The following is a 13,159-nucleotide window of genomic DNA, read 5'->3' on the forward strand; positions in this document are numbered from 1 at the left end:
TCACGCGCCATTCTTGGCGGCGACGGTCAGGGGGAGGAGCTTGTGGTCGCCGCCGGCCCGGACCCGGCGAAGGACAGCGGCGGCCTCCTCCAACTCGGCCCTATCGTCCTTGGGCAGGGCTGCCATCCGTTCGCGCATCGTCGCCGCGACTTCTTCGTAGGAGTTGATCTGAGCGGTGAGGTTGTCGATGACGAAGCCGGCTGCGTCCATCGCCCGAGCCTTCTCGCGGTCAGCTCGTAGGCTGTTGGCGTGGTCCTCGATCGCGGGCAGGTAGGACGGGTCGGGACGGTAGAAGCCGCAGCCTGAGCATTGGAAGCGGATCGGGCATGCGTGTCCGCCGGCCTTGACGTTGGTGGGTTCGGTGCAACCGCCGAACGGAACGCCCACTGAGCGCTGTTCGTAGGCAGTCGGCGAGCAGGGTGTCGCGGTCCCGTGTCGGTCGGCGACCATCAGGCTCAGGGTCTTGACGGCCTTGCGCTTGCGTTCCAGAGAGACCCGGTAGTAGCCCATGGTCGTTTTTGGATCATCGTGGTCCATGAGGTCTCGGAGCACGTCAAGTGGGGTGCCCGCGTCGGCATGCCGTTGGGCGAAGGAGTGCCGGAAGGCGTAGGGATAGATCAGGGACCGGTCGAAGGGGATCACGTTGCCCTCGGAGTCCATGGCGTCACTGCCCAGGGTGTCGAGGTTGTTCACCCAGGTCTGCATGCCGGCACCGAAGTTGTTGCTCATGAGGTGGTCTGATCCTCCGGCGGAGGTGATCGCCGGGAACAGGTAGGGCTCGCTGACGCTCGGGGCGTCAGGCAGGGTGTCGCGGAGATTCTGCCACTTCTCGATCGCCGCGACCGTGGATGAGGTGATGGGCAGACGTCGCCGCATGCGGCGGCCTTTGTGGTTGTTCCAGATCAAGGACACTTCGTCGCGTTCGCGTTCGAGGCAGTTGCGGGGCAGGGAGACGACTTCCAGCGGGCGGCGGCCGGAGTCTCGCAGGACGACGTAGGCGGTTTGGAACATGGCTTTGACGTGTGCGGGGTCCATCGGCCCGTAGGTGACACTGGTGCCGAGCGAGGCGAGCTGGGCGTCGAGCTGGCGGATGACGTGCTCGGGGATCGCCTTGCCGAGTTCGTCCTCGTTGGTGTCCTCGTCCGGGATGCGCTGGGAGGGGCGGCGGATGAAGGACCCAGGGGCGTCGAGCAGGCCGGCCAGGCGCCCGAAGTCGATTGTCTGGCTGAACGCGGTCTAAAGATCAATGCGGTATCCGGCGCCGTAGAGGTGTCCGCCCTGGTCGACAGCGGTGGCGATCTCGTCAAACGCAGCCTGCATGTGCGCGAAATCCAAGGCGGCCGTGTCGATGCCTCCGCCGGGCAGACGATTCATGCCCTGACCTGCGATAACGCAGGATTTCAACCACCTTCTGAACGCAGGGCCGGTGGGTTTTTCGGCTTCGGCCCGACGCTTGAGAATCCGGCGCAACCACGGCTGGGGGATGATCGTCAGGTCGACGCTGCCAATCAGCTTGCGTCGGCCGGAGCGGGTGGCGCCCTTCAGCCCTGCCGCCCGCAGGTCGAAGTGATCCTCGCCCCGCGGATCGTGCCCGCTGAAGGCGATATGTCCCTGCTGAATCGACCAGGTCAGCTGACGCAGGACCGATCTCTCGTTGCTGGTCCGAATCCTTTTCTGCAGCGTGTCGGTCGCCAGGAGCAGGCTCGTCCCTGTGCCCAGTGCCGCACTGACGATTGCCCGCATGGCGAAGGGCTGCATGGTCGATCCCAGCACATCTCGCTGCTGGGTTCCGTAGGCCAGCTCCAGCCGAAGCGGTAGCGGAAGTTGCACGAGGGAGAACTGAGCCGCAGTCAGCAGTGGAGGCTGTTCCGCCGCCCAGCGCCGGAGTTGTGGGGTGTTGGCGGTGCCCTTGTGGCCGGCTGCAAGCCATCGACGTTGGTGGTAGACGCAGATCGGGCTCTTGTCGCTGATGCGCCGGTTCCGGCATCCGCCGACCGAGCACTCAGGAGGCTGGGGGAACGGCTTGACGTTGAATGCGGCGACCCACTCGTCGATGGGGAGCCGCCGACCTTGCTGGCGGCAATGCCGCCGCCAGCTGCGGACGTGGCCCTGGCAGAGCTTCACCCCGATGCCCACCCGGCCGCATCTCACCGAGCCGCGGACAACTGCACATAGCGCTGGGTCGCTCCCGCGTGGACGAGCGGACGGAACGAACTGAACATCGAACTCCTCCCAGGTCAGACCTCGCATCTCCCGTGCCCGCATGCAGGTGCGGCAACGGCCTCGGGAAGCGAGGATGGCCCGGCAACCGGGGGTTGCGCATCCCACCGCCGCTGTGCGCGGGCTGTCCAGGTCGCCCGTGAAAAGCCAGCAATCCTGGTCCCACTCGCCCGGCCGCCAGGCCGGATCGACGTGTTCACCAAGCCAGTTCTGCCAGCCTGCCCAGTCGATACCAATCGGCGTGACCGTCCGCTCGGCCGGAACGATAGGCGTCGTCATCGGACACCTGCCGCGACTCGCTCGACGGCCTCGCGTCGATCCCGGTCGGTGGTGTGCAGATAGGGCTTGAGCGACCCGGGCCACTCGTGCCCGAGCAACTCCTGGACCACGTCCCGGGGAACCCCTGCCCTGATCCACTCGGTGGCGGCGGTGTGACGGAGCATGTGCGGCCGGGCCACGATCTGGGCCCACTTGGCCAGGCGGTCGAAGAGTTGCTTCGCATTCGGGTAGCTCATCGCCCGCCCCAGCGGTGCCCGGAACAGGTTCACGAACACCATGTCGCTGTCGGCGGCCTCCGGGACGGCCTCTCGCTCCCACTGGTAGTCCCGGTAGTAGCCGGCGACATCCGCGGTCACCGGAATCGTCCGAGACTTCCGGGACTTCGCCAGCGCGTTGTTGGCATTGTCGCGCCGCCGGTGAACATGCACGTGAGGGCCACTGACGTGGCAGCCCAGATCACGCGAGTCGGCCAGGAGATGGACGTCAGCGCGCCGCATGCCCAACGTCTCGCCGATCCGCATGCCGGTGGCCCTCATCAGCACGATCAGGAAGCGGTCACGGGCATTCCGGGCCATCCGGATCATCAAGTCGACTTGCTCCGGTGTGAGGTACTCGATGCCCGGGTCGGTCGTGGCGAACTTCAGGGTCCGCTCTGCAACGACCCTGGCGCCACCGCCCTCGCCTGCGGCCCCGTCCGGCAAGAATCGCAGGAACTTCGGCTTGGTCAAGGACATGGCGACCTGCTCGGAGACCCAGCCAGGCCCGACACCGAACAGCAGGAACTGCGTCATCGTTCCCAGAACCGCATTGGCACTGCCGTCCTGCCGGAAGCGGATCACCGACTGGTTCTTGCGGCCCCGCGGCGGGAGAGGGACGCTCACCAGCCACTCCCGGAAGCACAGCAGGTTCTCGAAACCCGGCTCCGACCACCGCAGCCCACGCTCGTCACACCAGGTCAGGTACAGAGCCACCCGGCTCGCGTAATTCCGCTCAGTGTTCACCGACCGGCCCAGACCACGAACCTGGTCCAAAAACGCGGTCGCCTCACGATGCAGCCGGAAGACCCCGTCGACGACCACCCAGGCGACTCTTGAGGACTCCGGTACTTCAGCCTTCTCAGCTCGATAGATCACGTATGGACTAACGGGCCAAACACCCCAGCGACCTCTCAGATACCCATCAGCCACACAGACGAATGAGCCCTGACCTCACGTACCTCACGCCCGCAATCCAGATCTAGATAACCCTGCCCGTACGGATGTACTCGGCAACCGACAGCCACACCGTCCGATTCCATCAGCTCCAGCGCGGGACGGCCGACCGGATCCGCATCAAGCGCATCAGTGAGCGCACGGGGAAAGAGGTCCCCGACCAGAAGTACTATCTTGGGCCGGCATGGCAACGTTCGTGATGCGCAACCGTGAATACCTCGTCGCGGTGAGGCCGAGGAGGAGGTGCTGGCCCTGCGCACCTTTCACTGGGCCGACGAGGTCCGCGACCCGCACCGCGAGGTGCGCGACCTGCCCGGTAAGACCAAGGTCACGAAGAAGGAAGTACATACCGCAACACAACTCATCGACGCGCTGACCACTCGCTGGTCACCGGAGGATTTCCACGACGAGTATCAGGAACGCGTCCGTCGGCTGGTGGCGGCAAAGAGCAAAGGCGAGGGAGTGGAAAAAGCGGAAGAACCTCCCGAGTCCACCAATGTCGTGGATCTGATGAGCCTGCTACAGGAAAGCGTCGAATCCGCTCGGAGCGGAGGCGGGAAGCGCAGGCCCGGTAGAGGGAAAAGCCGGACTGCGACCAGGAAGAGCGACTTGGAAAGCCTGAGCAAGTCCGAGTTGTACGAGCGTGCCGCGGAGGCCGGTATCCGCGGACGTTCCTCGATGAACCGCGACGAGCTCATCGCATCGCTTGCCGCACGTACGCGCCGACGACGTCGGAAGGCGGCCTGACGCCGGTGCCGGCGTGACCGGCCGCACGACGCGGAGCCGCGGAGCCCCAGAGCCACGGAGGGATGATGCCCGAACTGCCGGATGTCGAAGGATTCCGTCGGGTGCTGACCTCCTGTGGCCGGCAAATCATCACGGAGATCGAGGTACGCGACGCGGGGGTGCTGCGGGGTGTCACCGGGAAGCGGCTGCGCGAGGAGTGCGGGGGAAGGCGACTCGGGAAGGCGTGGCGGCACGGCAAGTGGTTGTTCGCGCCCACTGACGGTGGGCCCACCGTCGTCTTTCATTTCGGCATGACGGGATCGCTGTGGTGCTGCTCCCCCCACGAACCGCTCGCCGCACACGACCGCCTTGTGCTGACCCTCGGCGATGCCCATAGCCTGCGCTACCGCGATCAACGCAAGCTCCAGGGCGTGCAGTTGGCCGACGAGGAGGCCGTCGACCGGATCCTGGACCGGCTCGGGCCCGACGCCCTCGTCGTGAGCCGAAGGGAGTTCACGGAACTGCTGTCCGGGCGGCGAGGTGCGGTCAAGAGTGCGCTGATGGACCAGTCCGTCATCGCGGGTCTGGGGAATCTGCTGTGCGACGAGATCCTCTGGCGGGCCCGGGTCGCCCCGCGGACTCCGGCGCGGGACCTGAGTGAAAGGACGTACCGGGACCTCCACGCGGCGATGGGCCGGGTGCTCGGCACCGCCGTGCGCGCCGGGCGCGTACCGCCGCGGCGTTCCTGGCTCACGGGCCGGCGCGACGACGGCGAGCCGCTGTGCCCCCGCTGCGGACGTCCCCTCAGCTCCGGTCGCACCGCCGGACGCCGCACCGTCTGGTGCCCGCACTGCCAGTCCTGAACGGTGCTCCCTCCGGATCTCCTTCTTGGGTTCTACGGCCCTCCGTTCAGGGCCCGGGCCGCGACCCGTAGGTCCGAGACGAGTCCCGCGTAGGGTGCCTCGCGGTCTTCGGCCCGCAGAATCGCTGCCGGGTGGAGGGTCGCGACGATGACGCCTCTGGCGCCGGCGGCCGCGCCGGGAGCCCCCTCTTCCGGCGCGCTGATGAGGGTGCCCCGGTCGTGCGTCACGCGGAATGAAGGCCCCAGCAGGGCCTTGCCCGCGGTCGCGCCGAGTGCCACCACCACCTCCGGATCGACCAGGCGCAGTTCGGCGGTCAGCCAGGGGCGGCAAGCCGTCATCTCCCGCAGACTGGGGGGCTTGTGGATCCGGCGCTTGCCCTTCGCCGCGGTGGTGAACTTGAAGTGCTTCACCGCGTTGGTGAAGTAACTCTGCTCCTCCTCCAGGCCGGCTTCCCGCATCGCCTTCCGCAGAAGGCCGCCGGCCGGCCCGACGAACGGTTCTCCCCGGCGGTCCTCCTGATCGCCCGGCTGCTCGCCGACGAGCATGAGGGGAGCCGAGGCACTGCCCGCTCCGAACACGGTCCCCGACGCGCCCTGGAACAGCGGACAGCCCTGGCAGTCCGCTGCCGCACGCCGATGAGCCGCGAGTCCGCCGCGCCGCGGCAGGTAGGGGGTGGCGTCGTACTGCTTCCCGTCGTGTGGGCCGTCCTTCTGCCCGTCGGAGTCGTCGCCGCGTCCGGCCCTCGGCGGCCTCACCGGCCTCGCCCGCTCACGTGATCCCTCCTTGCCGCGGTGGGCGGCCGACCGGCCCGGCGCCCGCACCACGGGTTCCCGCACACGGAGAGCCCTTAACCCGTCGGCGCGCGGAGGGACACCACTGGTCGTACGGCGGGAGCAGGAGTCGCTCGCAGGTCCCGGCTCCGGCTCCGCCAGAGCGCGCACGAGGGACCGCACGATGGCAGGCACGAGGATCAGCTGCGTACCGGCCTGGTGCACGCCGTGTCGACCGCGGTGGCGGTCGGCCTGTACACGGGGTCGTGGGTGCAACGCGGGCGGGGCCGTACGGTGCGGGGCAAGGCCCTCGGCCTGGCGGGGCTGTGCGCGGCGGGTGCCAGCCCGGCCCCCGGCGCGAGGATCTTGTTCGCCGGCGGCGTGACGGGAGCTGAGGGGTGCGGGCGGGTGGGAGCCACCTTCTTCGCCGTACGGATCTTGTCACCGAGTGTGTCCAGTGCCTCCGCGGAGCAGGCCGCGCGCAGCTGGGGGAAGAGGTTGATCTCCTCGTCCTGCACATGACTGGTCCGTGACCGGCGGGCATCAGAGGCTGCGGGCGGTCCGAGCCATCTGCATTTCAGGCCGGGTTGAGCATCACCGGAGGCGCGGCAGCCCGCCCGAGAAGCGCAGTTGCCCTGTCAACCAAATACCCGGGTTCTAATCTGAGAAGAGAGCCTTTGTAAGGAGGTTCACCCGATGTCCACAGGGACCCTTCTGGCGATCATCATTCCCGTCGTGGTGGTAGTTGGCCTACTTGCCGTCGGGATCACACTCTTCGTAGGCCGGCGGCGCCGCTTGCGGCAACGCTTCGGGCCGGAGTACGAACGCACCGTTGCAGACGCCAACAGCCGGCTGGCCGGCGAGCGGGAACTGAGATCACGCGAGCGGCGCCACGATTCGCTGGAGATCAAGCCCCTGCCGAGCAGCAGCCGAGAGCGTTACAGCCGCGACTGGGCCGGTGTGCAGGAGGAGTTCGTCGACCGCCCCGAGGTGGCGGTGCATGATGCGGACCGTCTGGTGACGTCGCTGATGCACGAGCGGGGCTACCCAACCGAAGACTACGAGCAGCAGCTCAGGGACCTGTCCGTCGAGCACGGCCGTACGTTGGAGCACTACCGCGCCGCCCACGAAGTCGATGCTCTAGGTACCCAGCACAAGGCCACGACCGAGCAGCTTCGGGGCGCCATGGTGCACTACCGCGCCCTGTTCGACGAACTGCTCTCCGACGGCGGCCAGGCCCGACACGCCCCCGCCTGAGCGACCACGCCATTCACCGCATCCGAGGGACGCGACCATGCAACCCGACCCAGCACCCGACTCCGGCCTCACACAGAGGGGCCTGAGCACCGAAGACCTGGCTCAGCCCAAGCCCGACGAGACTTCTCCGGACGAGGAACCCGCCGCCGAAGCGCCCACCCGCCCTGGCGAAGCCGCCCCTGTAGCAACACAGACCACGGCACCGCGCGCTGAGCAAGCGCCCAATGACGAGCAGGAGGCTCCGCAGCTCCTTTCGGCAGAGGATGCCGATGCGTTCCGCGGCCGCTGGCAGGAGATCCAGAGCAGGTTTGTCGACGACCCGCGCGAAGCGGTGCAAGGGGCTGATGAGTTGGTCGCAGAGGTCATGCAGAGCCTTGCCACGACGTTTGCCGACCACAAGCAGGAACTGGAAAAGCAGTGGAATCGCGGCGAGCAAGTGGATACCGAGGGCCTCCGCATGGCCCTGCGTCATTACCGTGCCTTCTTCAACCGCCTGCTCACCGAGTAAGGGACGGCGTTCCGAGCACCGGGACCCGGAAAAGCAGGCCCCGCAGGCCGGGCGAGCGGCTTTCCGGCCCAGAGATTTCGACCTGTACACGAAAAGCTACTGGGCCGGACACGCAGTGACGGGATACCGCCGCGCTGCGGCGGACTTCGGTTCGCGCGCGCAGGACTTGTTCGTCTGCCCGGCACGCACAGCAATCACCACGGTGCTTTCGGTAGCGCATGCTCGCGCTGGCGGGGTTGCGCGCTGTTCGGTTTCGCCCCACCCGGATGCGGATCGGTCGGCGGGTCCCAAGGGTCGGTCGCGCCGGCCGAGTGGAACGCGGGACGACGACGCGCAGACCGGTGTGGATCCGAAGAACCCCTGAGCGGCTCGTGCGGCCTGTCAACTCCGGGTCGTGCGGCTCGTCAACTCCGGGTCGATGAGTCCGTGGCCGGTTCCACGCGGTGAGCAGGAACGAGTCCTGCCGCTCGGCAGCGGAGCCGACCCGCCCGTTCAGAAGAGTTCCTCGGCGGTGGATCTGACGATACGGGCCTGCATATTGCGTTCCATCATGCGCAGGGCGGCCGCCGCGAGGTCCTGGTGGATATGCGCGCAGGCGTCCTCGACGACGGTGACCCCGATATGCCGGATATGGGCGTCGAGGGCCGAGTAGAGCACGCATTGTTCGGTGACCTGACCGCAGAGCACGATCCTGTCGATACCGTGCTGGCGCAGCAGATATTCCAGGGGCGTCTGGTAGAAGATCGAGTGTCGCGCCTTGATCACGAACAGTGAATCATCGTCCGGGCGGACGGGCTCCACAAGGTCCGCGTGGGGGCCGCTGAGCACGGTTTCCAGCAGTTCGTCATGGTGTGAGCGCCACAGCCCGAAATTGTCATTGACGTAGATGACCTCGGTATCGCTCCGCCGAGCCCGGTCTATGAGAGAGGTGAGGTGCGGGAGGACCGTGCGCACCGAGGGCAGCAGCAGTTCGGCGTCCTCGTGCTCGTAGGAGTTGACCATGTCGATCACGATGAGGGCGGTGGCGGACATGACGAGGCTCTTGTTCAGCCCGGCGCCGGGCGTTCGCGAGCGACGGCCTCGGGGCGCTTGTCGGCGCGGAGCCCGCGGAACCGCGGACAGCGCCGCATGCCGTCGCAGGCCCACTCCGCGCATACGTTCCTGCTCCCCACGGGCCCACCCGCCTTTCTCCGGATGCCGCCTCTCTCACTGTGCCGCGCGGCGGACGGCATCGCACCTGCGGCTGAGCCTGGGCCAGAGGCCGTGGGGGTCAGCAGAACGGGAGTGTTACTTCCGGGTGTAGTAGTGGTGGCGCGCCCACAGAGGGAGCGCGAACCAGCACAGCGCGAACCACACCACCAGTCCTCCGACCAACCAGGGCACCACGCTGTCCTTCATGGCGACCCGCAGGATGAGCAGCAGGGCGGAGGCGACAGTGGCCAGGAGGAACACGGCCCCCAGCACGGTCAACCGCGAGGCCCAGATCACCGTCTCGGGTTTGATGTGGCGGCCGGTGACGAACCGGTGGAAGGTCACCGGCCCGATGAGCAACCCGGTGGTGGCGGCTCCCAACAGGGCGGTCACCACGTAGATCATTCGATCGGTTTCGGAGAGGGTGGCGAATTTCGGTGTGAAGACAACGGTGAGGAGAAAGCCGAACAGAATCTGCACACCGGTCTGGGTGACCCGGACTTCCTGGAGGAGTTCCGACCACCGGCGATCGGCCCGCTCCTCCGCGGACTCGTGGCGGCCGTGTGCGGGCTGCTGTGAGTGGGGCTCCATTTACGTACCTCCCGGCGGTGTCGGACCGGTAGCGATTCGTTGTTCGCGTCGTCAGGACGCGCCGCGGTCCCCTGGGTGTCGGGAGGGGTGGCCGCGGCACTTCCGACTGCCGACGTCCGCAGGGGGCCGGTGCCCAACTCCAGCACCAGATCGCGCCGCCGCTCGCCCGCCGCGCCGCGCCGCACCTCGCGCATCGGCTCACGCCGGTAACCCGCCATCGGATGGAGCACCACGCGCACCCGGGCCGGCCCCTCGCGGGCCACGAAGCGGCGCAGCAGCACCAGCCGTCCGGCCTCCCCGGGGAAGGCCAGCGCATCGCGGCACTCGACGATGCCGCTCCGCGTCACCCACCGGCTGCGCCAGATCAGCGATCCGTCCTCGTACGCGCCGCCCGGCACGAACCGTTCCGCCGGGGTGACGGCATACAGCCCGCCGCCCCCGATGAGCGCGGCGAACACGGCGTCGTCGTGCCAGCGCGGCACGCACCACCAGCAGATCTCGCCACGCGGGCCGACCAGGGCGCCGCGCTCGCCGTCCGCGAGGAGCGCGTAGCCGCCCAGGACCTGCACCGGACCGGCCCGGTCGTCGGCGGAGACCGGGTCCTCGAACCATGTGACGCCGTGCGCGTCGAGGTGTGGCCCGAGCCGGATGGCCTGTTTGCGGGCGAAGGCGCCGTTGGCGTCGACGTAGAGCTCGGTGGCGTCGCCGATGCTCTGGCGAGCGAGCGCGATGCGCCGCCGGTCGTGTTGTTCCGCGGTTCCCCAGGACTCGCCGATCTTGATCTTCACGCGCGCAATGCCCTGGTCCTCGACCCAGGTGCGCAGCTGCCGGTCTTGCTGCCGGTCGTCGTACGCAGGGAAACCGCCGCTGCCGTATACGGGCACCTCCGCGCCGCTCGCCCCGAGCAGCCCTACGAGCGGCACTTCCAGCAACCGTGCCTTGAGGTCCCACAGCGCGATGTCGACGGCCGAGAGCGCACCGGCGACCAGGCCGGGACGGCCGTAGGCGGTACGGATCGCCCGGTCGATGGCGTTCGGCAGCTGCTCGCGGACGGTCACCATCTCGCAGAAGTCGGAGGCGACGTCCTTGTTCGGAGAACGCCACGGTCCGCTCGCGCTCGCTCCGGCCCAGCGCCCGCAGCGGATCGTGGCACTTGTCGTCGACCTCCCGCCGGCTGTCGCCGCTGAACTGCACCAGCAGCCAGCTGTCGCCCTCGGGCAGGGCCGCGAGGGAATCGACCGAGACCAGGCGGTGGCAGTACTTCGTCCAGTCGATGACCACGGCGGTGTTGGTGCACCGACCCGCGAGGCTGGTCCCGCCGCCACGCGAGAGCACCGGCGCCCCGAATTCCTGCAGCGCCCTGCGCAGGGCCCCGATCCGCGAGTGGTGAAAGGCGTTCGACGCTTGCTCGGCCCCTGTACCCCCGGCCTGTCGACGTGCCATACGTACCTCTTGCCCTCCAGCGTCCACGGCGGCCCGCCTGCTCTCCACACAGCTCCGGGCCGCGCCCCGGCGGCCCTCGGCTCGGTAGTTTGCAGGGAACTGACGTAGCCACGGGTTCCCGAACAACGGACCGACTGACGTCGCAGCGGTCGCCGTGACGTCACGCCGTGCCCGGGCGCCCTCCGGCCGAGGCGGCCGACAGCCGTTCGTCCGGCCGCCTGCGCGGAGGCTATGACTAACCGATCTCCCGCCGGCTCAACCACATGGACCACGCTTGGCTCACACGGTCGGCGGGATCCGGCCTGCTGCCGCCGACCGCTCGGGGGCGGCCGCCTGCCACCCCCGAGCGGTTGGGTTTCCGGGCCGGGTCCTCAGCTGTCGATCAGGGTGCGGTCCAGGAGCGGGAGCAGGCGGTCCCAGTGGAGCTTCAGTCCGGAGGCGCTGAAAGCGTCGGTGTCGGACATGGTGAAGCCGTGGACGGTGCCGGGGTAGATCTCGGAGGTGTGGTCGACACCCGCGGCGTCCAGGGCCTGGTTGAGCTCGCCGAGGGCCTCGGGCGTCAGGTCGGTTTCGGCGTGGCCGAAGTGGACCTGGGCGGTGAGCTTGGCGAAGCTGTCCGGCCCGTCGACGCCCACGGGCGCGTGGAATGCGGCGACGGCGGCCACCTGGCCGGGGTGGGCCGCGGCGGTGCGCATGGCCAGGAGGCCGCCTATGCAGTAGCCGGTCACCGCGACCGGTCCGGCGCCGACCTCGGGCCGGGTGGTGAGGAACGCGAGGTAGGCGTCGGCATCACGCTGGACACGTTCGGCGGTGTGCGCCTCGATCAGGGGCATCACCTGGGCGATGACCGCGGGCCGGGCCTCTTCTCCGATGAACTCGGGAAGCTCGATCACCGGTGTCGGGCCGTGCCGGTAGAGGAAGTTGGGAACGAGCACGTAGTAGCCGTGCCCGGCCAGTTCGCGGGCCATCTCCCGCACGACGGGGCGGATGCCGAAGGCGTCCGCGTACATCAGCACCCCCGGGTGCCGCTCGCCGTCGTCGGGGAAAGCGGCGAAGGCATCGGCCTGACCGTCGGGGGTGGGAATCTGCAGCGACTGGATCTCGGTGGGAATGTCGGGTCTTCCTTCCTTGGAGTTCGCCGAGGAAACGTTTGTTTCACTAACGTTCTCGGCGCGAGTGAACGTACATCGTTAGTCTCACTAACGCAATGGGTAGAATGGGCGCCATGATCAGAGCCGAGGCCGCCGACCTGCCCGACGACGGCGCGCCCAAGACGCCCGACAGGCTGCGCCGACGGGCGAGCCGACTGCTGTCGCAGCTGACCGCGCGGTCGGACCGGCTGATCAACGAGGGGCTGGCCCGGGTCGACGCCCGCAAGTGGCACTACGCCGTGCTCGCCTCACTGCAGGATTTCGGGCCGGGCAGCCAAGCCGCGTTGAGCACGCGCACCGGCATCTACCGCAGCGACATGGTCGGCGTGCTCAATGAACTGACCGAGCGTGACCTCGTCGAGCGGGCGCCGGACCCCGACGACCGGCGCCGCAACATCATCACGATCTCCGCCCGAGGCCGCCGCCAACTGCGGCGCGTCGACAAAGTCCTGGACGAGCTGCACGACGAGCTTCTCGCGCCGCTGGACCCGGCCGAACGCGACCAGTTCGTGCAGTTGCTCACCCGCTTGCTGGACCACCACACCCGGGCCTCCTGAGGCCCACTGGACGGCCGGGGAGGCGTCGACTCGGAGCGGCCGGTCTCCGCCGGCGGAGAACGGGCTAGGCACTGTCCGGCGGATCATGCTTCGGGGTCGAGGGGCCGGAGGTCGTAGAGGTAGGAGCGGTCCTTTTTGAAGCTGCGCCAGACGGTGGCCGGGGGTTCGGGTTCATCGGCGTGGCTGTTGAGGGGATGGGCGGTTACGAGGCCGTCAGAGATCTCGCAGTGCCAGCCGTCGGTCGGCGACCAGACACACCACACGTTCCCGTCCGTTCGGCGGTAGGCGGGGCGGCCGTTGCACTCGCCGGCGCGTTCGAAGTGGTAGCGGAGCCCGTCGATGTGGCGCACGAAGGTGAAAGATGAAAGTGCCGTCATGCCTTCCGCACTGTA

The 13,159-nt window shown here is 68.3% G+C and carries 14 protein-coding genes and 3 pseudogenes; 6 read left to right on the forward strand and 11 right to left on the reverse strand.

Features of this window, described 5'->3' with window-relative positions; genetic code table 11:
• From ACZ4NB_RS08240 to ACZ4NB_RS08250, 3 genes are all read right to left on the reverse strand, one after another.
• On the reverse strand, positions 1–1,035 hold the full coding sequence (locus ACZ4NB_RS08240) for a tyrosine-type recombinase/integrase (protein WP_467659298.1): 1,035 nt from the start codon (positions 1,033–1,035) through the stop codon (positions 1–3).
• A 201-nt stretch (positions 1,036–1,236) separates the two neighbouring features.
• Positions 1,237–2,499, reverse strand: coding sequence for a hypothetical protein (locus ACZ4NB_RS08245; RefSeq protein WP_467659299.1), 1,263 nt, complete (start codon positions 2,497–2,499; stop codon positions 1,237–1,239).
• Positions 2,496–3,578, reverse strand: a complete 1,083-nt coding sequence (locus tag ACZ4NB_RS08250) for a tyrosine-type recombinase/integrase (protein ID WP_467659301.1) — start codon at positions 3,576–3,578, stop codon at positions 2,496–2,498. Before ACZ4NB_RS08250 ends, ACZ4NB_RS08245 begins: the two co-directional genes overlap by 4 nt.
• Before the next feature lie 179 nt (positions 3,579–3,757).
• Between ACZ4NB_RS08250 and ACZ4NB_RS08255 the strand changes: the two genes are divergently transcribed.
• From ACZ4NB_RS08255 to ACZ4NB_RS08265, 3 genes are all read left to right on the forward strand, one after another.
• The gene (locus ACZ4NB_RS08255; protein WP_467659302.1) at positions 3,758–3,910 is read left to right on the forward strand and encodes a hypothetical protein; all 153 of its coding nucleotides are present in this window, start codon (positions 3,758–3,760) and stop codon (positions 3,908–3,910) included.
• Between the two features lie 43 nt (positions 3,911–3,953).
• Positions 3,954–4,457: a hypothetical protein gene (locus ACZ4NB_RS08260; protein WP_467659304.1), complete on the forward strand. Its 504-nt coding sequence runs from the start codon at positions 3,954–3,956 to the stop codon at positions 4,455–4,457.
• A gap of 65 nt (positions 4,458–4,522) precedes the next feature.
• Positions 4,523–5,299: an Fpg/Nei family DNA glycosylase gene (locus tag ACZ4NB_RS08265; RefSeq protein ID WP_467659306.1), complete on the forward strand. Its 777-nt coding sequence runs from the start codon at positions 4,523–4,525 to the stop codon at positions 5,297–5,299.
• A gap of 32 nt (positions 5,300–5,331) precedes the next feature.
• Here ACZ4NB_RS08265 and ACZ4NB_RS08270 read toward each other — a convergent pair whose 3' ends face one another.
• Both ACZ4NB_RS08270 and ACZ4NB_RS08275 read right to left on the reverse strand, forming a co-directional pair.
• Entirely contained in the window at positions 5,332–5,964 is a 633-nt protein-coding gene (locus ACZ4NB_RS08270) for a UdgX family uracil-DNA binding protein (RefSeq protein ID WP_467659813.1), read from the reverse strand.
• A gap of 446 nt (positions 5,965–6,410) precedes the next feature.
• Positions 6,411–6,593 (reverse strand): annotated as a pseudogene (locus ACZ4NB_RS08275) (hemerythrin domain-containing protein); the annotation flags it as partial.
• A 172-nt stretch (positions 6,594–6,765) separates the two neighbouring features.
• Between ACZ4NB_RS08275 and ACZ4NB_RS08280 the strand changes: the two are divergent.
• Positions 6,766–7,326: a hypothetical protein gene (locus ACZ4NB_RS08280; protein WP_467659308.1), complete on the forward strand. Its 561-nt coding sequence runs from the start codon at positions 6,766–6,768 to the stop codon at positions 7,324–7,326.
• A gap of 37 nt (positions 7,327–7,363) precedes the next feature.
• Positions 7,364–7,834, forward strand: a complete 471-nt coding sequence (locus ACZ4NB_RS08285) for a hypothetical protein (protein ID WP_467659310.1) — start codon at positions 7,364–7,366, stop codon at positions 7,832–7,834.
• A gap of 492 nt (positions 7,835–8,326) precedes the next feature.
• On the opposite strand, the gene ACZ4NB_RS08290 is transcribed toward ACZ4NB_RS08285, so the two are convergent.
• The 5 genes and pseudogenes from ACZ4NB_RS08290 to ACZ4NB_RS08310 form a co-directional block, all read right to left on the reverse strand.
• Positions 8,327–8,866: a cysteine hydrolase family protein gene (locus ACZ4NB_RS08290; protein ID WP_467659312.1), complete on the reverse strand. Its 540-nt coding sequence runs from the start codon at positions 8,864–8,866 to the stop codon at positions 8,327–8,329.
• Positions 8,867–9,121: 255 nt separating this feature from the next.
• The gene (locus tag ACZ4NB_RS08295) at positions 9,122–9,616 is read right to left on the reverse strand and encodes a DUF6328 family protein (RefSeq protein WP_467659313.1); all 495 of its coding nucleotides are present in this window, start codon (positions 9,614–9,616) and stop codon (positions 9,122–9,124) included.
• A gap of 218 nt (positions 9,617–9,834) precedes the next feature.
• A pseudogene (locus ACZ4NB_RS08300) lies at positions 9,835–10,677 on the reverse strand (enolase C-terminal domain-like protein); the annotation flags it as partial.
• 169 nt (positions 10,678–10,846) lie between these two features.
• Positions 10,847–10,993: pseudogene (locus tag ACZ4NB_RS08305) on the reverse strand (FAD-binding protein); the annotation flags it as partial.
• Between the two features lie 437 nt (positions 10,994–11,430).
• Positions 11,431–12,171, reverse strand: coding sequence for a dienelactone hydrolase family protein (locus ACZ4NB_RS08310; protein ID WP_467659814.1), 741 nt, complete (start codon positions 12,169–12,171; stop codon positions 11,431–11,433).
• Positions 12,172–12,284: 113 nt separating this feature from the next.
• Between ACZ4NB_RS08310 and ACZ4NB_RS08315 the strand changes: the two genes are divergently transcribed.
• On the forward strand, positions 12,285–12,767 hold the full coding sequence (locus tag ACZ4NB_RS08315; protein WP_467659315.1) for a MarR family winged helix-turn-helix transcriptional regulator: 483 nt from the start codon (positions 12,285–12,287) through the stop codon (positions 12,765–12,767).
• Between the two features lie 83 nt (positions 12,768–12,850).
• Here the strand turns inward: ACZ4NB_RS08315 and ACZ4NB_RS08320 are convergent, their stop codons facing one another.
• A complete protein-coding gene (locus ACZ4NB_RS08320; protein ID WP_467659317.1) occupies positions 12,851–13,144 on the reverse strand; it encodes a hypothetical protein in 294 nt (97 codons plus the stop codon).
• Between the last annotated feature and the right edge of the window lie 15 nt (positions 13,145–13,159).

The sequence above is a fragment of the Streptomyces sp. NPDC026575 genome (assembly GCF_055567415.1).

Bases quoted from the DNA above. Each gene is read 5' to 3' on its own strand.
- ACZ4NB_RS08240 (WP_467659298.1), bottom strand. From the start codon at position 1,035: ATGGACCCCGCACACGTCAAAGCCATGTTCCAAACCGCCTACGTCGTC.
- ACZ4NB_RS08245 (WP_467659299.1), bottom strand. From the start codon at position 2,499: ATGACGACGCCTATCGTTCCGGCCGAGCGGACGGTCACGCCGATTGGT.
- ACZ4NB_RS08255 (WP_467659302.1), top strand. From the start codon at position 3,758: ATGTACTCGGCAACCGACAGCCACACCGTCCGATTCCATCAGCTCCAG.
- ACZ4NB_RS08265 (WP_467659306.1), top strand. From the start codon at position 4,523: ATGCCCGAACTGCCGGATGTCGAAGGATTCCGTCGGGTGCTGACCTCC.
- ACZ4NB_RS08280 (WP_467659308.1), top strand. From the start codon at position 6,766: ATGTCCACAGGGACCCTTCTGGCGATCATCATTCCCGTCGTGGTGGTA.
- ACZ4NB_RS08285 (WP_467659310.1), top strand. From the start codon at position 7,364: ATGCAACCCGACCCAGCACCCGACTCCGGCCTCACACAGAGGGGCCTG.
- ACZ4NB_RS08290 (WP_467659312.1), bottom strand. From the start codon at position 8,866: ATGTCCGCCACCGCCCTCATCGTGATCGACATGGTCAACTCCTACGAG.
- ACZ4NB_RS08295 (WP_467659313.1), bottom strand. From the start codon at position 9,616: ATGGAGCCCCACTCACAGCAGCCCGCACACGGCCGCCACGAGTCCGCG.
- ACZ4NB_RS08315 (WP_467659315.1), top strand. From the start codon at position 12,285: ATGATCAGAGCCGAGGCCGCCGACCTGCCCGACGACGGCGCGCCCAAG.
- ACZ4NB_RS08320 (WP_467659317.1), bottom strand. From the start codon at position 13,144: ATGACGGCACTTTCATCTTTCACCTTCGTGCGCCACATCGACGGGCTC.